Source organism: Pseudomonas sp. GM102 (assembly GCF_000282555.1).
Lineage (GTDB): Bacteria > Pseudomonadota > Gammaproteobacteria > Pseudomonadales > Pseudomonadaceae > Aquipseudomonas.
In genome coordinates, this window is record NZ_AKJB01000148.1 from 34372 (window position 1) to 57632 (window position 23261).

Consider the following 23261-nt stretch of genomic DNA (forward strand, 5'->3'; position numbering starts at 1 on the left):
ATGAATGCTGAAGACTCCTTGAAACTTGCTCGCCGGTTTATCGGGTTGCCCCTGGAAAAGCGCCAGATGTTCCTTGCGGCCTTGCACAAGGAGGGCGTGGACTTTGCCCGTTTTCCGATTCCGCAAGGGGTCGAGGCCGAGGATCGGCAGGCGCTGTCTTACGCTCAGCAGCGCATGTGGTTTCTCTGGCAACTGGACCCGCACAGTGGCGCCTATAACTTGCCGGGCGCGGTGCGCCTGACCGGGCGGTTGAACCTGCCGGCCCTGGAGCAGGCGTTCGCCAGCCTGGTGGCGCGTCATGAAACCTTGCGCACGGTGTTCCAGCGCCAGGCGGACGAGACTCTGCTACAAGTGCCGGCCAGTGCGCCGCTGGTGATCGAACAGGTCGATTTCAGCGCATTGCCGGCCCTTGAGCGCGAGCAGGCTGTGGCCGAGGCTGCCCAGCAGCAATCGCTGCTGCCGTTCGACCTTGCCGTCGGGCCGCTGCTGCGGGTCAAGCTGCTCAAGCTCGCCGAGCGGGAGCACGTGCTGCTGCTGACCCTGCACCACATCGTTTCCGATGGCTGGTCGATGAACGTGTTGATCGACGAGTTCATCCGCTGCTACGACGCCCATGATGCAGGCGCGCAACTGCAGCTCGCGCCGCTGCCGATTCAGTACAGCGACTATGCCTTGTGGCAACGCCGCTGGCTGGAAGCCGGCGAGCAGGCGCGGCAACTGGAATACTGGCAAGCCCAATTGGGCTGTGATCATCCGGTGCTGGAACTGCCCACCGATCACCCGCGCCCGGCGATGCCCAGCTATCGTGGCACGCGTTATGAGTTCGGGGTCGATGGCCAACTGGCCGAGCAACTGCGAGCCACCGCGCAGAAACACAACATCACCTTATTCATGCTGTTGCTCGGCGCGTTCAACGCGTTGCTGCATCGTTACACCGGGCAGACCGACATCCGCGTCGGCGTGCCGATCGCCAACCGCAATCGCGGTGAAATCGAAGGCCTGATCGGTTTCTTCGTCAACACCCAAGTGCTGCGCACCCGGCTCGACGGCCAGACTCGCGTGGCCGATTTGCTCAGTGACATCAAGGAAACCGCCCTCGGCGCCCAGGCCCATCAAGATTTGCCATTCGAGCGGCTGGTGGAAGCGTTGAAGCTGGAACGCAGCCTCAGCCACACGCCGCTGTTCCAGGTGATGTACAACCATCAGCCGCAGGTGGCGGACATTTCCACGGTGACTACCGCGTCGGGCCTGGAACTGGGCGTGATCGAATGGGAAGGGCGCACCACCCAGTTCGACCTGACCCTGGATACCTATGAAAAGGCCGGCACACTGCACGCCGCGCTGACCTACGCCAACGACCTGTTCGACGCTACGACCATCACCCGCATGGCACGGCACTGGACCCACCTGTTGCGCGGCATGGTCAACGACAGCCAGCAGCGCATCAGCGATTTGCCGTTGCTTGAAGCCGCGGAGTATCAGCGCATCGTTCACGACTGGAACCGCGCTGACCAAGGGTTCGCCGATGATCTGTGCATCCATGAGCTGATCGCCAGGCAAGTCGCGGCCATGCCGGACGCGCTGGCGGTGACCTTCGCGGCAAAACAACTGACCTACGCCGAACTCGACGCTCAGGCCAACCGTCTGGCGCATAAGCTGATCGAGTCGGGCGTGGGCCCGGAAGTGCGGGTCGGCGTGGCGATGCAGCGTACTGACAGTCTGCTGGTGGCGTTGCTGGCGGTGCTCAAGGCCGGTGGCGCCTATGTGCCGCTGGACCCGGATTACCCGGCCGAACGCGTGGCCTACATGCTCGAAGACAGTCGCGCCCTGGTACTGCTGACCGAGCAGGCTGTTGCGGCAACATTGAACGTGGCGGCGGGCACTCAAGTGCTGCTGATGGACGCCGCCGAGCCGTGGCTGGCCGCTTACCCGAGCAGCGCGCCGGTGACTCGCGTCGCGCCGGATAATCTGGCTTACGTGATCTACACCTCCGGTTCCACCGGCAAACCCAAAGGCGTGGCCATCGCCCATCGCAACGTGCTGGCGCTGATCGACTGGTCGCAGTCGGTCTATAGCCGCGACGATATTCAGGGGGTACTGGCCTCGACGTCGGTGTGTTTCGACCTGTCGGTGTGGGAGCTGTTTGTCACCTTGGCCAATGGCGGCTCAGTGATCATCGCACGCAACGCCCTGGAGTTGCCGCAATTGCTGGCTCGTGATCAGGTGCGCCTGATCAACACCGTGCCATCGGCGATCAATGCCTTGCAGCGCGACGGACAGATTCCGCCGAGTGTGCGCATCATCAACCTCGCCGGTGAGCCGCTGAAGCAGAGCCTGGTGGATGCGTTGTATCAGCAGCCGACCCTCGAGCACGTCTACGACCTCTACGGTCCATCGGAAGACACCACCTATTCCACCTGGACTCGGCGCGAAGCCGGCGGCACCGCCAACATTGGCCGGCCACTCAAACACACCGCCAGTTATTTGCTGGACGCCGATCTGCAACCGGTGCCCCAAGGTGTATCGGCCGAGCTGTACCTGGCCGGCGCCGGCATCACCCGAGGTTACCTGGCGCGGCCGGGCATGACCGCCGAGAAGTACGTGCCGAACCCGTTCGCCAGCAACGGCGAGCGCCTGTATCGCACGGGCGATTTGACCCGTTATCAGGTCGACGGTGCATTGCAATACGTCGGTCGCATCGACCACCAGGTCAAGGTTCGGGGATTTCGTATCGAACTCGGTGAAATCGAAGCGCGGCTGTTGCAGCAGGACGCGGTGCGCGAACTGGCAGTGCTGGCTCAGGACGGCGCCAGCGGTCAGCAATTGGTCGCCTACATCGTGCCGACCGATGCAGGCGTGTTGACGGGCAATGCCGATGCTCAAGCGAGCCTGCGTGAAACCCTGAAAGCCGCCCTGCGCCAACATTTGCCGGATTACATGGTGCCGGCTTATCTGCTGTTTCTCGAGCAACTGCCGTTGACGCCCAACGGCAAACTCGACCGTAAAGCCTTGCCTGCGGTCGACGGCACTCAGCAGCAACGCGAACACGTGGCGCCACGCTCGGCGCTGGAAAAGTCCCTGGCAGCGATCTGGCAGGACGTTCTGGCCATCGACAACGTCGGTCTGGAAGACAACTTCTTCGAACTGGGCGGCGATTCCATTGTGTCGATGCAGGTGGTCAGCCGCGCGCGTCAGGCGGGCATCGTGTTGAGTCCCAAGGACCTGTTCCAGCACCAGACCATTCGCAGCCTGGCGCAAGTGGCCCGCTGCGGTGAACAGAACCTGATCGATCAAGGTCCGGCCGTTGGCGCGGTGGCCCTGACGCCGGTGCAGCACTGGTTCTTCGAGCAAGCCATTGCGCAGCGTCACCACTGGAACCAGTCGCTGTTGCTGGTCCCACGCGAAACGCTGGAGGCCGGGACGCTGGATCAAGCGTTGGCGCAGTTGCTCAAGCATCACGACGGTTTGCGTCTGCGATATGAAATGACTGATACCGGTTGGCAGCAAGCCTATGGCGCGGTGTCCAGCGAGTCGGTGTTGTGGCAACGCTCGGCGCAATCGACCGAAGAACTGAATGCCTTGTGCGACGAAGCCCAGCGCAGTCTTGATCTGAGTCACGGCCCATTGCTGCGAGCGCTGTTGGTGGACATGGCCGACGGCACGCAACGGCTGCTGTTGGCTATTCATCACCTGGTGGTGGACGGGGTTTCGTGGCGGGTGTTGCTGGAGGATCTTCAGCAGTTCTACAGTCAGGTGCGCGACGGCTCGACGCTGATCGCTGCGGCGAAAACCAGTTCCTATCAACGCTGGGTCGCGCGTCTGCAAAGCCACCTGCCAACGTTGCGCAACAGTGCCGATTATTGGCAGACCCAACTGCGCGATGCAGCGCAAAACGACTTACCGTGCGACCGCCCTGACGGTGCACTGCAAAACCGTTTCGAGCAGAAAGTCGAATTCACCTTCGACGCCGAGCGAACCCGCAAACTGCTGCAACAGGCACCGGCGGCGTATCGCACCCAAGTCAATGATCTGCTGCTGACCGCGCTGGCGCGGGCCGTGTGCCGCTGGACCGGGCAGGGCAGCACGCTGATCCAGCTCGAGGGGCATGGCCGCGAAGACCTGTTCGACGACATCGATTTGACCCGCACCGTCGGCTGGTTCACCAGCCTGTTTCCGGTCAACCTGACCCCGGCCGGCGATCTCGGCGCATCGATCAAAACGGTCAAGGAGCAACTGCGCGCGGTACCGGACAAAGGTCTGGGCTACGGTGTGCTGCGCTACCTGGCCGATCCGCAAATTGGCGCCGCACTGGCAGCCCTGCCGCAGCCGCGCATCACCTTCAACTACCTGGGGCAGTTCGACCGCCAGTTCGACGAGGCGGCGCTGTTTGTGCCGTCCAGCGAAGGCAGTGGAGCGGCCCAGGATCCGTCGGCGCCGTTGGCCAACTGGCTAACGGTCGAAGGTCAGGTGTACGGCGGTGAGCTGTCGATGAGCTGGGGCTTCAGCCGTGAGATGTTCGACACCGCGACCATCCAGCAGCTGGTTGATCAATACGCTGTCGAACTCAATGCGTTGATCGAACATTGCTGCACCCTCGAAACCCCACAGGCTACGCCGTCGGATTTCCCGCTGGCGCGCATCACCCAGGCACAACTCGATGCACTGCCGGTAGCCGCCGGGCAACTCGACGACCTCTACCCGTTGTCGCCGATGCAGCAGGGGCTGTTGTTCCACACCCTTTACGAGCAGGCGGCGGGCGAGTACATCAATCAGTTGCGGGTGGACGTGCAGGGCATCGACCCCGAGCGTTTCTGCGCGGCCTGGCAGGCCACTGTCGATGCACAGGACATCCTGCGCACAGGTTTTGTCTGGCAGGGTGAACTGGAACAACCGGTTCAGATCGTCCACAAACAGGTTCAGTTGCCGTTTACCGTGCTGGACTGGCGTGAGCGTGGCGATCAGGTTCAGGCCTTGCGTGAACGGGCCGATGCCGAACGCCAACAAGGGTTCGACCTGAGCCTGGCACCGTTGCTGCGACTGGTACTGGTGCAAACCGCCGCCGATAGTTGGCACCTGATTTACACCCATCACCACATCCTGATGGACGGCTGGAGCAATTCGCAGTTGCTCGGCGAAGTCTTGCAGCGTTACAGCGGTCGCGCGCCGATAGCCACCGGCGGGCGCTATCGCGATTACATCGGTTGGTTGCAACGTCAGGACGCGCAATCGAGCCAGGATTTCTGGAGCGAGCCGCTGGCCTCCTTGCAAGAGCCGACCCGGCTGGCCCTGGTGGTGTCCGGCAATGAAACCCTGAGCGGGCACGGCGATCACTTCCAGACCCTGGAAGTCAGTCGCACCCAAAGCCTTGAAGCCTTTGCCCGGCAACAGAAGGTCACCCTCAACACCTTGGTGCAAGCCGCGTGGCTGCTGTTGCTGCAACGCTACACCGGTCACGAAAGCGTGGCCTTCGGTGCCACGGTGGCTGGGCGTCCGGCAGACTTGCCCGGCATCGAGCAACAGGTCGGGCTGTTTATCAACACCTTGCCGGTGATCGGCGCGCCGCGTCCGGATCAGAGCGTTGGCCACTGGTTGCAAACCGTACAGGCGCAAAACCTCAACTTGCGCGAGTTTGAACACACACCGCTGGCGGACATCCAACGCTGGGCCGGGCAGGGTGGCGAAGCGTTGTTCGACAATATTCTGGTGTTCGAGAACTACCCGATTGCGCAGGCGCTGCAACAGGGCGCGGAGCAAGGTGTGGTGTTCGGAGAAGTCGCCAACCTTGAACAAACCCATTATCCGTTGAGCGTCGCCGTGACGCTGGGCCAGACCCTGGCGCTGCATTACAGCTTCGACCGGGCGCATTTCTCCATGCCGGTGATCGAGCGCATCAGTGCGCACCTGCTGCAACTGCTGGAGCAGTTCGCCGAGTCGGCCGAACGCAACCTCGGCGAAATCGCCCTGGCCAGCGCCGCCGAACTCGCGCAGCAACAGGCCAGTAACCAGCCGCAACCGTACCCGGTGAATGTCGCTGTTCACCAACGCATCGCCGAGCTCGCCGCCCAGCGCCCGGAGCGCACGGCGGTGATCTTCGCCGGTCAGCGTTTCAGTTATGGCGATATCGACCGACGCGCCAATCAGTTGGCCCACGCCCTGATCGCGCTGGGTGTCGGCCCGGAAAGCCGGGTCGGCGTGGCCTTGCCGCGCAGCGAAGGGGTGATCGTCGCGTTGCTGGCGGTGCTCAAGGCCGGCGGTGCCTACGTGCCGCTGGACACCAGCTATCCCCGTGAACGCCTGGCCTATCTGATTGAGGATTCGGGGCTGGCATTGTTGCTGACCGACTCTGCTGTTTCTGCGCAGTTGCCGGTGGATGATTCGGTCCCGGTGCTGGAGCTCGACCGCCTCGATCTGCGCAGCCAATCCCTCAATGCGCCTAAGGTGCAGCTCGATCCGCAGAACCTCGCTTACGTCATCTACACCTCCGGTTCCACCGGTAATCCCAAAGGCGTGAGCGTTGCCCATGGCCCGCTGGCGATGCACTGCCAGGCCATCGGCGAGCGCTATGAAATGCGTGACAGCGACTGCGAATTCCACTTCATGTCCTTCGCGTTCGACGGCGCCCACGAGCGTTGGCTGACCAGCCTGACCCACGGCGCCTCGCTGCTGATTCGCGACGACAGCCTCTGGACCCCGGAGCAGACTTACAACGCCATGCGCGAACACGGCGTGACGGTGGTGGCGTTCCCGCCGGTCTACCTGCAACAACTGGCCGAGCATGCCGAACGTGAAGGCAACCCGCCGAAGGTGCGGATCTACTGCTTCGGCGGCGATGCCGTGCCCAACGCCAGTTTCGAGCGGGTCAAGCGCGCGCTCGATCCGGACTACATCATCAACGGCTACGGCCCGACCGAAACCGTGGTCACGCCGTTGATCTGGAAGGCTGGGCGCGAGGTGCCGTGCGGTGCGGCCTATGCGCCGATCGGCAGCCGTATTGGTGATCGCAGCGCTTACGTGCTGGACGCCGACCTGAACCTGCTGCCTCAAGGTATGGCCGGTGAATTGTACTTGGGCGGCACGGGCCTGGCCCGGGGTTACCTGAACCGTCCGGGGCTGACGGCGGAACGCTTTGTCGCCGATCCGTTCAGCGCTGTCGGTGGCCTGCTGTACCGCACCGGTGACCTGGTGCGTCAGCGTGCCGATGGCACGTTCGATTACCTGGATCGCATCGACAATCAGGTGAAAATTCGCGGTTTCCGCATCGAGCTGGGAGAAATCGAAGCGCGCCTGCAAACCCTCGAAGGTGTACGCGACGCCGTGGTGGTTGCCCAGGAAGGCACCGCCGGCAGCGGCAAGCGCCTCGTGGCTTATGTGGTGGCCGACGCGCTCAATGCCGATCGCAGCGATTTTGCCGAAAGCCTGCGCGAACAACTTAAAGCCGCGTTGCCGGCGCACATGGTCCCGGCCTATTTGCTGCTGCTTGAGCGCCTGCCGCTGACCCCCAACGGCAAACTCGACCGCAAGAACCTGCCCAAACCGGACGTCAGTCAATTGCAGCAAGCCTACGTGGCGCCGCAAAGCGCACTGGAGCAGCAACTGGCGTCGATCTGGCAGGACGTGCTGAAACTCGATCAGGTCGGTTTGAGCGACAACTTCTTCGAACTGGGCGGCGATTCGATCATCTCGATTCAAGTGGTCAGCCGCGCCCGTCAGGCCGGTATCCGCTTCACCCCCAAAGACTTGTTCCAGCACCAGACCATTCAAGCACTGGCCACGGTGGCGCGGCTTGGCGAACAGGCCCAGGTCATCGACCAAGGGCCGGTGACGGGCGAACTGGCGTTGTTGCCGGTGCAACAGGTGTTCTTCACGCAGGCCATCCCCGAGCGCCAGCACTGGAACCAGGCGGTGATGCTCAAGCCGACGCAAACCTTGAATGCCAACGTGCTGGAGCTGGCTTTGGGTGCACTGGTTGCGCACCACGATGGTTTGCGCTTGAGCTTCGTCGAACAGGCTGAGGGTTGGCAGGCGCAGTACCGCCCGCTGGACAGCCAGACCGATGCGATGGTCTGGGTGGTCGATGTCCCCGACGCCACGGCACTGGAAGCGGTGGCCAACGAAGCGCAACGCAGCCTGAACCTGCAAGACGGGCCACTGATGCGTGCGGTGCTGGCGAACCTCGATGACGGCAGTCAGCGACTGTTGCTGGCGATCCACCATTTGGTGGTGGACGGCGTGTCGTGGCGGATTCTGTTCGACGATCTGCAAACCGCCTACCGTCAACTGTTGACCGGCGAAACCCTGCAATTGCCAGCCAAAACCAGCGCCGCCAAGGTCTGGGCCGAGCATCTGCAAACCTACGCCCGCAGTGCTGAACTGCGCAGCGAACTGGCCTGGTGGCAACAGCAATTGCAGGGCGCCGACGTGGCGTTGCCGGCGGATAATCCCCAGGGCGGGCAACAGAACCGGCACGCATTGACGGTGCGCACGCAACTGAACAAGGAACTGACCCGGCAATTGCTGCAAGACGCCCCGGCGGCCTATCGCACCCAGGTCAACGATTTACTGCTGACCGCACTGGCCCGCGTCATGGTGCGCTGGACCGGCGCCGACAGCACATTGATCCAGCTCGAAGGTCATGGCCGTGAAGAGCTGTTCGATGGAGTTGACCTGACCCGCACGGTCGGCTGGTTCACCAGCTTGTACCCGGCGAAACTGACGCCGGTCGCTGACCTTGGCGGCTCGCTGAAACAGATCAAGGAACAGCTGCGGGCGATCCCGAACAGGGGCATCGGTTTTGGTGCGCTGGCCCATCTGGGTGACGAGGCTGCACGTAAAACTCTCAGCCAATTGCCGGTACCGTGCCTGACCTTCAACTACCTGGGCCAGTTTGACGGCAGCTTCGCCGAAGCTGACGGCGCGTTGTTCGTGCCGTCCAGCGAAGCGGCTGGCGATGAGCTGGATGCCAACGCACCATTGGCTAACCAACTGGCCCTCAACGGTCAGGTGTATGGCGGCGAACTGAACCTGGGCTGGACCTTCAGCCGTGAAATGTTCAATGAGGCGACCATCCAGGGTTTGGCCGATGATTACGCACTGGAGCTGCAAGCACTGATCGCCCATTGCTGCCAGACCGGAAATCACGGCGTCACCCCGTCGGACTTCCCGCTGGCGCGCTTGAGCCAGGCACAACTGGACGGCTTGCCGCTGGCGGCGCAGTCGATCGAAGACCTGTACCCGCTGTCGCCGATGCAGCAGGGCATGTTGTTCCATGCCGTGTACGAAGAAACCACCGGCGATTACATCAACCAGATACGCCTGGACGTTGAAGGGCTCGACCCCGAGCGTTTCCATCAGGCCTGGCAAGCGGCGGTGGATGCCCACGACATTCTGCGTACACGATTTGTCTGGCAGGGCGAACTGGAAAGCCCGGTGCAGGTGGTCAGCAAACACACGCAGATGCCTTACAGCCTGCATGATTTGCGCATCCATCCGCAGCGCGATCAGGCCTTGCGGACGCTCGCCGACACTGAGCGCCAAAACCTGAACCTGAGCGCGTCGACCTTGTTGCGGCTGGTGATTGCACGCATCGACGACAACCGTCATCACCTGATCTACACCAACCATCACATCCTGATGGATGGCTGGAGCAACTCGCAGTTGCTTGGCGAAGTGCTGCAGCGTTACAGCGGTCAATTCAATGCCGCTCACAGTGGGCGTTATCGCGATTACATCGCCTGGCTGCAATGCCAGGACACGGCGGCCAGTGAAGCGTTCTGGACCCCGGCGCTGCACGCACTCGATGAGCCGACGCGCCTGGCCCAGACCGTCGCGAAACCATCGGCGGCTGATAACGTCCAGGGTTATGGCGATCATTTACAGGTGCTGGATGCCGATCAAACCCTGCGTCTGGGTGAATTTGCCCGGGCTTCGAAAGTCACCGTCAACACCCTGGTGCAGGCGGCCTGGTTGCTGCTGTTGCAACGCTACACCGGTAAAAATACCGTGGCCTTCGGCGCGACGGTTGCCGGTCGTCCGGCCGACTTGCCGGGTGTCGAGCAACAGATCGGTTTGTTCATCAACACCTTGCCGGTGATCGCAAGCCCACGGGCCGAGCAATCGCTCAATAGTTGGCTGCAAGCGGTGCAAGCGCAAAACCTGGCTTTGCGCGAGTTCGAACACACTGCGCTGTTCGATATTCAGCGCTGGGCCGGGCAGGGCGGTGAAGCGCTGTTCGACAACATTCTGGTGTTCGAAAACTACCCGATTTCCCAGGCGCTGGAGCAGGGCGCGCCGCAAGGGCTGCGCTTTGGTCCGGTGGCAAGTCTGGAGCAGACCAACTATCCGTTGACCCTGCTGGTGAGCCTCGACACTCAATTGTCAGTGCACATGAGCTATCAGCGCGCCAGTTTTGCATCGGCGACTGTGGCGCAATTGGCGGCTCATCTGCAGCACCTGTTGAGCCAAATGATCGACGCCGGTGAACGCTGCCTCGGCGAGCTGGTGCTGCTGGATGAAACCGAGCAGCAGCAAGTCTTGCTGGACTGGAACCGTGCTGACGAAGGTTTCGCCCAGGACCTGTGCATTCACCAGTTGATCGACCGCCAAGTCGCCGCTCAACCGGATGCGCTGGCGGTGACCTTCGCCAGCCAACAGCTGACTTACGCCGAACTCGACAGCCGCGCCAACCAACTCGCCCACAAGCTGATCGAATTGGGCGTGGGCCCGGAAGTGCGGGTCGGCGTGGCGATGCAGCGTTCCGACAGCCTGTTGGTAGCGCTGCTCGCGGTGCTCAAGGCCGGCGGTGCCTACGTGCCATTGGACCCGGATTACCCGGTCGACCGCGTGGCCTACATGCTCGAAGACAGTCGCGCCCTGGTGCTGCTGACCGAGCAGGTTGTTGCGGCAACATTGAACGTGGCGGCGCAAACCCAAGTGCTGCTGATGGACCGGATCGAGCCGCAACTGGCGGATTATCCGCGCAGTGCCCCGATCACCCGTGTCACCCCGGATAACCTGGCTTATGTGATCTACACCTCCGGTTCCACCGGCAAACCCAAAGGCGTGGCCATCGCCCATCGCAATGTGCTGGCGCTGATTGACTGGTCGCAATCGGTGTACAGCCGCGACGACATTCAGGGGGTGCTGGCCTCGACCTCGGTGTGCTTCGATCTGTCGGTGTGGGAGTTGTTTGTCACCCTGGCCAACGGCGGTTCGCTGATCATCGCCCGCAATGCCATGGAGTTGCCGCAATTGCCGGCCCGGGATCAGGTGCGCCTGATCAACAGCGTGCCGTCGGCGATCAATGCCTTGCAGAGCGCCGGGCAGATTCCGCCGGGCGTGCGCATCATCAACCTGGCTGGTGAGCCGTTGAAGCAGTCGCTGGTCGATGCGCTTTATGGGCAACCGACCGTTGCGCATGTCTACGATCTCTACGGCCCGTCGGAAGACACCACCTATTCCACCTGGACCCGTCGCGAGGCCGGTGGCATGGCGAACATTGGCCGGCCGCTCAAGCACACCGCCAGTTACTTGCTGGATACGGACCTGCAACCGGTGCCTTTGGGCGTGTCCGCCGAGCTGTACCTGGCCGGTGCCGGCATCACCCGTGGTTACCTGGGCCGGCCGGGCATGACCGCCGAGAAGTACGTGCCGAACCCGTTCGCCAGCAATGGCGAGCGCCTGTACCGCACCGGCGATTTGACCCGTTATCAGGCCGATGGCGTGCTCGAGTACCGAGGGCGGATCGACCATCAAGTGAAGATCCGCGGTTTCCGCATCGAACTGGGTGAAATCGAAGCGCGCCTGCTGGAGCAACCAGCGGTCCGCGAAGTGACGGTGTTGGCGCAGGAAGCCTTGGGCAGTCAGCAACTGGTGGCTTACGTGGTCGCGCCGCAACTGGACCTCACTGCCGCCGACGATCAGCAGTCTCTGCGCGATGAACTCAAGGCGCGACTCAGGGAATCCCTGCCGGAATTCATGGTCCCAGCGCACCTGTTGTTCCTCGCCAGCCTGCCGCTGACCCCCAACGGCAAACTCGACCGCAAGGCGTTGCCGACGGTGGAGACCAACCAGTTGCAGGTGCGTTATGTCGCCCCGCAGAGCAAGCGCGAGCAGCAGGTCGCAGCGATCTGGCAGCACGTACTGCAAATCGAGCGGGTCGGTTTGCTGGATAACTTTTTCGAACTGGGCGGCCACTCGTTGCTGGCCGTCAATGTGGTTTCACGCCTGCAACTGGAACTGGGCCTGAAACTGACCCCACAACTGATTTTTCAACACCCCGTACTCACGGATTTCGTCAGCAGTCTGGCAACCGCAGGTGAGCAGGTCGATACGTTGAAACTGAGCAAGCTGGACGCCCTGCTTGACGAAATGGAGGAAGCTTGATGGATACCAATGTCGCTTTGAAGATCGCCCGGCGCTTCATTACTTTGCCGCTCGACAAGCGCAGGGTCTATCTGCAGAAGATGCTTGAGGAGGGTGTTTCGCCGGCGAACCTGCCGATTCCCCAAACACAGTCACAGTTCGATCCGGTGCCGCTGTCCTTTGCGCAGGAGCGCCAGTGGTTTCTCTGGCAGATGGACCCCGACAGCGCCGCCTACAACATCCCCAGTGCCATGCAGTTGCAGGGCGAGCTTGACGTGTCGGCGCTCGAGCGCGGTTTCAATACCCTGATTGCCCGTCATCAAAGCCTGCGCACCACATTCCAGCAGCAGGATGAGCGGGCGGTGCAGGTGATTCATCCACAGATGAGCCTGACCGTCGCCGTGCACGAACTGGATGAAAGTCCCGATGCCCTGTCGCCAGAGGCGCAGATTCAGGCGTTCGTGGCTGAACAGGCCGGGCAGCCTTTCGATCTGGTCAACGGGCCGTTGTTGCGCGTCAGCCTGTTGCGCCTTGGCGCGCAGGAGCACGTGCTGACCCTGACCCAACACCACATCGCCTCGGATGGCGCATCGATGCGGGTCATGGTCGATGAGCTGCTGCAATTGTATGGCGCCTACCGCCAGGGCCACGAACTCGCTTTGCCGGAGTTGTCGATCCAGTATGCCGACTATGGCATCTGGCAACGGCACTGGATGGAAGCCGGGGAGCGCGAGCGGCAACTGGACTACTGGCAGGCGCACTTGGGCAGCGAGCATCCGGTGCTGGAATTGCCCACCGATTACCCGCGTCCGGCGATCCAGAGCCTGCGGGGCGCCCGTCATGAACTGGCGTTGCCGCCGGCACTGGGCGAGCGTTTGCGGGCCTTGGCCAAAAGCGAAAACGTCACGCTGTTCATGCTGTTGCTGGCGTCCTTCCAGACCTTGTTGCATCGCTACAGTGGCCAGGCCGACATTCGCGTCGGCGTGCCGACCGCTAACCGCAACCGGGTCGAGACCGAGCGGCTGATCGGCTTTTTCGTCAATACCCAGGTGCTCAAGACCGAGTTCGACGCACAGGCCACATTCAGCACGCTGCTGGCCCAGGTCAAACAGACCGCGATGGCCGCCCAGGCGCATCAGGACCTGCCTTTCGAACAACTGGTCGAGGCCTTGCAGCCGGAACGCAGCCTGAGTTACAGCCCGCTGTTCCAGGTCATGTATAACCACCAGAGCACTGGCGCCAGCCAAAGCCGGCAGGGCGCGGGCGAGTCAGCGTTGACGATCCGCCACTTGCATCAGCCATCGCGCACCGCGCAATTCGACTTGACCCTGGAAACGTTCGACGGCCCTGAGGGCCTCGGTGCACAGCTGACCTACGCCACCGACCTGTTTGACGGCGCGACCATCGAACGTCTGGCACGGCATTGGCAAAACCTGCTGGGCAGCCTCGTTGCCGATCCGCAGCAGCGGGTGGGCGAACTGGCCCTGCTCGACGAAGCCGAACGACAGCAGGTGCTGGTGGACTGGAACCGCAGCGCCGCCGAATACCCGACCGACCGTTGCATCCATCAATTGATCGAAGCCCAGGCCCTGCGCACGCCGCAGGCCACGGCGCTGGTGTTCGAAGGGCAATCCCTGAGTTATGCGCAACTCAATCGCCAGGCCAACCAGTTGGCGCATCGGCTGATCGAACTGGGCGTCGGCCCGGATCAATTGGTCGGTATCGCCATCGACCGCAGCCTGGAAATGCTGATCGGTCTGTTGGCGATCCTCAAGGCGGGCGGTGCCTATGTGCCGCTGGACCCGCAATACCCTGAAGACCGTCTTGCACACATGATCGGAGACAGCGGTCTGCAACTGCTGCTGACCCAGGCACATTTGATCGGGCAGTTGCCGATTCCGGCTGGCGTGCAGACCCTGTTGCTCGACCCGCAAGGCGAGCACGCTCGCGGTTACAGCGAAGCCGACCCGCAGGTGTCGATCAGCGGTGAACACCTGGCGTATGCGATTTACACCTCCGGTTCCACCGGCAAGCCCAAAGGGGTGATGGTGCGCCATCAGGCGCTGGTGAACTTTGTGGTGAGCATGGTCAAGGAGCCGGGCATCGATGCCCAGGATCGCATGCTGTCACTGACCACGTTCTCGTTCGATATTTTCGGCCTGGAAATCTACGGCCCACTGCTCAGCGGTGCCCGTGTGGTGCTGGTGGACAAGCAGACCGCCCAGGACCCGCAAGCGCTGCTGGAAATGATCCGGCAACAGGAGGTCACGGTGGTGCAAGCCACGCCGTCGACCTGGCGCATGTTGCTCGACCACGAACAGGCTCCCATCCTCCAGGGCTGTAAATTCCTCTGCGGCGGCGAAGCGCTGGCCGATGACCTGGCCCAGCGCATGCTTGGCCTGGCAGGGCAGGTCTGGAACCTTTATGGCCCGACCGAAACCACCATCTGGTCGGCGGCCTGGCAGCTGACCCGCGAGCAGCGCCAGCCGTACCTCGGCAAACCGATTGCCAACACCACGCTGTACATTTTGGGCGACGATCTGGCGCCGAACCCAGCGGGTTCCATTGGCGAGCTGCTGATCGGTGGCGACGGCCTGGCCCGTGGGTATCACGACCGTGCGGCGATGACCGCCGAACGCTTCCTGCCCGACCCGTTCGGCAACGGTGCGCGGCTGTACCGCACAGGCGACCTGGCGCGGCATCGTCACGACGGCGTGCTCGAATACATGGGGCGCATCGACCATCAAGTGAAGATCCGCGGTTTCCGCATTGAACTGGGTGAAATCGAAGCGCGTTTGCTGGAGCAACCAGCGGTTCGCGAAGTCGCGGTGCTGGCGCAGGAAGCCCTGGGCAGCCAACAACTGGTGGCCTATGTGGTCGCGCCGCAACTGGACCTCGATGCCATCGACGATCAGCAGTCTCTGCGCGATGAACTCAAGGCGCGGCTCAAGGAATGCCTGCCGGAATTCATGGTCCCGGCGCATGTGCTGTTCCTCGCCAGCCTGCCGTTGACGCCCAATGGCAAGCTCAATCGCAAGGCGTTGCCGGCGGTGGATGCCAGCCAGTTGCAGGCGCGTTACGTCGCCCCGCAGAGCGAACGGCAACAGCAAGTCGCCGCCATCTGGCAGGACGTGCTGAAGCTGGACCGCGTGGGCCTGACCGACAACTTCTTCGAGCTGGGCGGGCACTCCCTGCTGGTGACCCAAGTGGTGTCGCGGGTACGTCGGGTGTTGGACATCCAGGTACCGTTGCGCAGCCTGTTCGAGCACAGCACCTTGGAGGATTTCGTCCAGGCACTGGGCGCCAAATCAGACGAACAGTCACCGGCGATGACCCGGGTCGATCGTGACCAACCGCTGGCGTTGTCCTTTGCCCAGGAGCGCCAATGGTTCCTGTGGAAAATGGACCCCGACAGCGCTGCCTACAACATTCCGACCGCACTGCGGATGCGCGGCGAGCTGGACAAAAACGCACTGCAACAAAGCTTCCAGGCGCTGGTGGAGCGCCACGAAAGCTTGCGCACGGTGTTCGTCGAGGAAGATGGCCGCACCTGGCAGGTGATCCGCCCGCAAGGTCGCGTGAGCTTTGTCGAGCAACGTCTGGCTGTCAGCGATGAAGCGAGCATCAAGGCCTTTGTCGAACAGGAGACGCAACGTCCGTTCGATGTGCTCGACGGTTCATTGGTGCGTTTCGTCCTGCTGCAGGTGGGCGAGCAGGATCACGTGTTGGTGCTGACCCTGCACCATATCGTCTCCGACGCCTGGTCGTTGCAGGTCATGATCGATGACTTGATGGGCCTGTATTCGGCGATCAGCCAGGGCCGGCCGGCCGAGCTGCTGGCGCTTGCGGTGCAATACGCCGACTACGCGGTCTGGCAGCGTCAATGGATGGCCGCCGGTGAACGGGATCGGCAATTGGCGTACTGGACCGAAAAGCTGGGCAGCGAACAGCCGCTGCTGGAGCTGCCACTGGATCATCCGCGTCCGGCGCAGCAAAGTTTTCGCGGGGCGCGTCTGCCGATCACCCTCGACGAATCCCTGAGCAACGCATTGAAGGCATTGGCCCGGCGCGAAAACGTCACGCTGTTCATGCTGTTGCTTGGCTCGTTCCAGACCTTGCTGCATCGCTACAGTGGCCAGGCCGACATCCGCGTCGGGGTGCCCATTGCCAACCGCAACCGCCTGGAAACCGAGCGTCTGATCGGCTTCTTCGTCAACACTCAGGTGCTGCGCGCCGAGTTCGACGGCCATCTGACGGGCGCTCAACTGTTGCAACAGGTGAAGCAGACGGCCATGGCGGCGCAGATGCATCAGGACTTGCCGTTCGAGCAACTGGTCGATGCCTTGCAACCGCAACGTAACCTGAGCCACAGCCCTCTGTTCCAGGCGATGTTCAACCACCGCAGTGAAGCGGCGTCAACGCTGGCCGAATCCTTGCCGGGCATTGAGCTTGCAAATCTCAGTTGGGAGCACCGCACCGCGCAGTTCGACCTGACCCTGGACACCAGTGATAACCCACAAGGTCTGCACGCCTCGCTGACCTACGCCACCGATCTGTTCGAGCCATCGACCATCGAGCGCATGGGCCGGCACTGGCTGAACCTGTTGCAGGGCCTGGTCGCGGACATCAACCGGCCGGTCGGGCAATTGGCATTGCTCGATGACCAGGAGCGCCAGCTGACGGTCGTCGACTGGAACGCCACCGCTGTCGACTACCCGTTGAACCGCAGCGTGCATGACCTGATCGAAGAACAGGTCGGTAAAACCCCGAATGCGTGTGCACTGGTATTTGCCGAACAACGTTTGAGCTACGCCGAGCTCAATGGCCGAGCCAACCAACTGGCTCACGCGCTGATCGAGCAGGGCGTCGGCCCGGATGTGCTGGTGGGCATCGCGGTCGAGCGGTCCGTGGAAATGGTCGTGGGCCTGTTGGCGATTCTCAAGGCCGGCGGTGCCTATCTGCCGCTGGACCCGGAATACCCGCAGGAACGCCTGGCCTATATGTTTGAAGACAGCGGCATTCAGCTGCTGCTGACCCAGAGCCACTTGCTTGAGCAATTGCCGATCCCGGCAGGCATTCGCAGCCTGGTGCTGGATCAGGACGGCGACTGGCTGGAAGGCCGCAGCGACGCCAACCCGGGCATCGACCTGGATAGGGAAAACCTTGCCTATGTAATCTACACCTCGGGCTCCACCGGCAAGCCGAAAGGCGCGGGTAACCGTCATTCGGCGCTGGTCAATCGCCTGTGCTGGATGCAACAGGCCTATCGACTCGACGCCACGGACAGTGTGCTGCAAAAGACCCCGTTCAGCTTCGATGTGTCTGTCTGGGAGTTCTTCTGGCCGCTGTTGACCGGTTCGACCCTGGTGGTGGCCGCGCCGGGTATTCATCGTGATCCGGCGCAGTTGATCGAACTGATCGCCGCACAACGCATCACCACGCTGCACTTCGTGCCGTCGATGTTGCAGGCGTTCCTGCAAGACCCTTTGGTGGGCGAGTGCATCAGCCTGACCCGGATCGTGTGCAGTGGCGAAGCCCTGCAAGTGGATGCGCAGCAGCAAGTGTTTGCCAAGTTGCCCAATGCCGGTCTGTACAACCTCTACGGCCCGACCGAAGCGGCCATCGACGTCACGCACTGGACGTGCATCGAGGAAGGTCGCGACAGCGTGCCGATCGGCCAGCCGATCGCCAACCTGGGCACTTACATTCTCGATCACGAGTTGTCGCCGGTGCCGGTGGGTGTGATCGGCGAGCTTTACTTGGGCGGCGAAGGCCTGGCCCGGGGTTATCACCGCCGTGCAGCACTGACTGCCGAGCGATTTGTCACCAGTGCCTTCGGTGACGGCCAGCGTCTGTACCGCACCGGCGACCTGGCGCGTTATCGCGCCGACGGGGTGATCGAATACGCCGGGCGCATGGACCATCAGGTGAAAATCCGTGGCCTGCGCATCGAATTGGGCGAGATCGAAGCGCGCCTGGCCGAACACGACGAAGTCCGTGAAACGGTGGTCATCGCCCAGGACGGCACGCTGTTGGTGGCGTATGTGGTGCCGGCCCGCGACGCACTGCTGCACGCCGACGATGACGTTCGCAACGCCGTGCAGCGCAGCCTCAAGGAACATTTGAGCCAGACATTGCCGGACTACATGGTCCCGCAGCATTGGCTGTGGCTGGAAAAAATGCCGGTCAGCCCCAACGGCAAACTGGAACGCAAGGCGTTGCCAAAGGCTGACACGACGGCCAGCAGCAAGGCGTACACCGCCCCGACCACTGCCATTGAAAAGGCGTTGGTGGACATCTGGCAAAGCGTGCTGGGTCGGCCGCAGGTGGGTATCAGCGACAACTTCTTCGAGCTGGGCGGTGATTCGATCATCTCGATTCAGGTGGTCAGCCGTGCGCGTCAGGCGGGGATTCATTTCAGCCCCAAAGACCTGTTCCTGCATCAGAACGTGCAAAGTCTCGCGGCGGTGGCGACCCTCGGCGACAGCGGCTTGAGCATCGATCAGGGCCCGGTCACCGGTGACACACCATTGCTGCCATTCCAGCAGTTGTTCTTTGAACGCGAGATGGCCGAGCCGCACCACTGGAACCAGTCGGTGCTGCTCAAATCCGCCAAACCGTTGCATGCCCAACACCTGGAGCGGGCGTTGCAGGCACTGGTCAGCCATCACGATGCGTTGCGCCTGGCCTTCATCCGTCAGGGCAACCGCTGGACCGCGCAGCATCGTTCCCTGGCTGAGCAACAGGCGCTCTGGCAACAGTCGCCGTTGCTGTGGACCGCCGAGGTCGCCGATGCGCTAGCGCTTGAGCAGTTGGGCGAGCAGGCCCAGCGCAGCCTCGAACTGGCGAGCGGCAATCTGCTGCGCGCGGTGCTGGCGAACATGGCCGATGGCAGTCAGCGTCTGTTGCTGGTGATCCATCACCTGGTGGTCGACGGCGTGTCCTGGCGCATTCTGTTCGAAGACCTGCAACAGGCCTACGAGCAGTTGCAGGCCGGCGAGGCGCTCAAATTGCAGGCCAAGACCAGCGCCACCCAGGCCTGGGCGCGACGCTTGCAACAACATGCCGACAGCGCGGTGATGCAGGCTCAGCTGACATTCTGGCAAGGGCAATTGCAGGGTTCGCGCAATGACTTGCCCTGCGAGCGACCGCAGGGTGAGTTGCACAATCGCCATGCCTTGCATGTGCAAACCCGTCTGGACAAAGAGCAGACCCGCCAGCTGTTGCAAGAGGCGCCGGCGGCCTATCGCACACAGGTCAACGACCTGCTGCTGACGGCGTTGGCGCGGGTGATCGCGGACTGGACGGGCGACGCATCGACCCTGATCCAGCTCGAGGGCCATGGCCGCGAGGCGTTGTTCGACGAACTTGACCTGAGCCGCAGCGTAGGCTGGTTCACCAGTCTGTTCCCGGTCAGGCTGACACCGGCGGCGACTGCGCAGGACTCGATCAAGACGATCAAAGAGCAACTGCGGGCGATCCCCGATAAGGGCCTGGGCTTCGGCGCGCTGCGCTATCTGGGCAATGACAGCACCCGCCAGGCGCTGCAAGCCTTGCCCGTGCCACGCATTACCTTCAACTACCTGGGCCAGTTCGATGCCGGGTTCGGCGACGAGGCGGGCGCACTGTTCACCCCGGCCAGCGAATCGGCGGGCGCGCAGCAAAGTCCGCTGGCGCCTCTGGACAATTGGCTGACCCTCAATGGTCGGGTGTATGGCGGCGAATTGAGTATCGGCTGGACGTTCAGCGGGCAGATGTTCGATCAATCGACCATCGCGCGGTTGGCGGATGCATATGCGCGGGAACTGGGGATCTTGATCGAGCACTGCTGTCAGGCTCGGCATCAGGGGCTGACACCGTCGGACTTCCCGCTGGCCGGGTTGACGCAAATCCAGCTCGATTCGTTGCCCGTGGCGCCACGTCAGGTCGAAGATATTTACCCGTTGTCACCGATGCAGCAAGGCATGTTGTTCCACACCCTTTACGAGCAGCAGGCCGGCGATTACATCAATCAGCTGTGCGTGGACGTCGAAGGTTTGCAGGTCGAGCGTTTCCGCGACGCTTGGCAAGCGGCACTGGATGCGCACGATGTGCTGCGCAGCAGTTTTGTCTGGGACGGCGAATTGCAGCGGCCACAGCAAGTGATCCACAAGCGCTTGCCAGTACCGTTCACCTTCCATGACTGGCGTGGGCAGAACGACCTGCCCCTGGCGCTCGAGGCACTGGCTCATGCACAACGGCAACAGGGCTTCGACCTGCATGAGGCGCCTCTGCTGCGTCTGGTGGTGGTACAAGTCGCCGCCGAACGCTTTCAGCTGATTTACACCAGCCACCACATTCTGATGGATGGCTGGAGCAACTCGCAGCTGCTGGGCGAAGTGCTGCAACGCTACAGCGGCCAGGCACCGGTGATCGCGGCGGGTCGTTATCGGGATTACATCCAGTGGTTGGGGCAACAGGACGCGCAGGTCGCCGAGCACTTCTGGAAGGGCCAACTGGCGAACTTCGAAGCGCCGACCCGTCTGGCCGACGCGCTCGTTTACCGTGGCAACCAGGCTGGCATCGATACGCAGGGCGAGCATGTCCTGACCCTGGACACCGCTGTCACCGATCACCTCAACACCTTTGCCCGGGGACAGAAAGTCACCGTCAACACCTTGGTTCAGGCCGCCTGGTTACTGTTGTTGCAGCGCTACACCGGGCAGGACACCGTCAGTTTCGGCGCCACGGTTTCTGGTCGTCCGGCGCAACTGAGTGGGGTCGAACAGCAGATCGGGTTGTTCATCAACACCTTGCCGGTCATCGCCAGCCCCCGTGCCGAACAACCGTTGGCGCAGTGGTTACAGCAGGTGCAGGCACAGAATCTGTTGCTGCGTGAGCAGGAACATACGCCGCTGTTCGACATTCAGCGCTGGGCCGGGCAGGGCGGTGAAGCCCTGTTCGACAACATTCTGGTGTTCGAGAACTACCCGATTTCCCAGGCGCTGGAGAAAGGCGCGCCGCAAGACCTGCGCTTCGGCGAGGTGGCCAGGCATGAGCAAACCAACTACCCGTTGACGCTGGCGGTGAGCCTGGACAGCCGATTGACGGTGCATTTCAGCTATCAGCACAGCCGTTTTGCCGCGACCAGCGTGGCGACACTGGCGGCGCAGTTGCAGCACCTGTTGATCCAGATGAGCGCCAGCGCCGAGCGTTGTCTCGGCGAGTTGGAGTTGCTGGACCAAGCCCAACAGCAATTGGTACTGCGCGACTGGAACCGCAGTGAAGGCAGTGGCGTCGAGGATCTGTGCATTCACCAGATGATCGAGCGTCAGGTCTTTGTGCAGCCGCAAGCGTTGGCCGTGACCTTCGGCAACCGGCAGCTGACGTATGCCCACATCGATGCGCGGGCCAATCGTCTGGCGCACAAGCTGATCGAATGCGGTGTCGGCCCGGAAGTCCGTGTTGGCGTGGCGATGCAGCGTTCCGACAACTTGCTGGTGGCGCTGCTGGCGGTGCTCAAGGCCGGTGGCGCCTATGTGCCGCTGGACCCGGATTATCCGGCCGATCGTGTGGCCTACATGCTGGAGGACAGCCGTGCCCTGGTGCTGCTGACCGAACAGGCGGTGGCGACGACGCTGGCCACAGGCGCCGACACCCGGGTGCTGCTGCTCGATCAGCTCGAAGCGCCACTGGCGGCTTATCCGCACCACGCGCCGATGACCGCGGTGACGCCGGACAACCTGGCCTACGTGATCTACACCTCCGGTTCCACCGGCAAGCCCAAAGGCGTGGCGATTACCCATCGCAATGTGCTGGCGCTGATGGACTGGTCGCGGTCGGTGTACAGCCGCGACGACATTCAAGGGGTATTGGCCTCGACGTCGGTGTGCTTTGACCTGTCGGTGTGGGAGCTGTTTGTCACCCTGGCCAACGGCGGTTCGCTGATCATCGCTCGCAATGCTCTGGAACTGCCGCACTTGCCGGCGCGGGAGCAGGTGCGCCTGATCAACACCGTACCGTCGGCCATTGCCGCATTGCAGGATGCCGGGCACATACCGTCAGGCGTGCGCATCATCAACCTGGCCGGTGAGCCACTGAAGCAGAGTCTGGTGGAGACGTTGTACCAACAGGCGAGCATCGAACATGTCTACGACCTGTATGGCCCGTCGGAAGACACCACCTATTCCACCTGGAGTCGCCGCGAAGCCGGCGGCACGGCGAACGTCGGTCGGCCGCTCAACGGCACCGCCAGCTATTTGCTCGGTGCTGATCTGCAACCGGCGCCGCTGGGCGCATCGGCCGAGTTGTACCTGGCCGGAGCCGGCATTACCCGCGGTTACCTGGGGCGCCCGGCAATGACCGCCGAGAAGTTCGTGCCGAACCCGTTTGCCAGCAACGGCGAACGTTTGTACCGCACCGGTGACCTGACCCGTTATCAGGCCGACGGCACGTTGCAATACGTCGGGCGTATCGACCATCAAGTGAAAGTGCGTGGCTTCCGTATCGAACTGGGTGAAATTGAAGCCCGTCTGCTGCAGGCACCGAGCGTGCGACAGGCACTGGTCGTGGCGCATCCAGGCGCGTTGGGCCAGCAATTGATTGCCTACGTAGTGTTCGATGACCCGGCGCTGGTGCGTGGCGATGCCTCGACTCAGGCCGTACTGCGCGAAGAACTCAAGACACATCTTAAGCAAAACCTGCCGGATTACATGGTGCCGGCGCATGTGTTGTTCCTCGAAAGCCTGCCGCTGACGCCCAATGGCAAAATCGATCGCAAGGCGTTGCCGAGCATTGATGTCAGCGCATCGGCCCGGGACTTTGTCGCACCGGTCGGCGAGCTTGAAGAGCAGATTGCGACGGTCTGGCAGAATGTGCTGGAACTCGAGCGGGTTGGCCGCGAGGATCACTTCTTCGAGTTG

The 23261-nt window shown here is 62.5% G+C and carries 2 protein-coding genes (1 of these 2 running past the window's edge); both read left to right on the forward strand.

All coding sequences use genetic code 11. From position 1 onward, the window contains the following. Positions 1-12381: a non-ribosomal peptide synthetase gene (locus tag PMI18_RS00870; RefSeq protein WP_007907651.1), complete on the forward strand. Its 12381-nt coding sequence runs from the start codon at positions 1-3 to the stop codon at positions 12379-12381. Next, positions 12381-23261: the 5' portion of a non-ribosomal peptide synthase/polyketide synthase gene (locus PMI18_RS00865; protein ID WP_007907652.1), read on the forward strand. 2646 nt of this gene lie beyond the right edge of the window; the window shows 10881 of its 13527 coding nt (coding positions 1-10881); the start codon lies at positions 12381-12383; its stop codon lies off the right edge, out of view. Before PMI18_RS00870 ends, PMI18_RS00865 begins: the two co-directional genes overlap by 1 nt.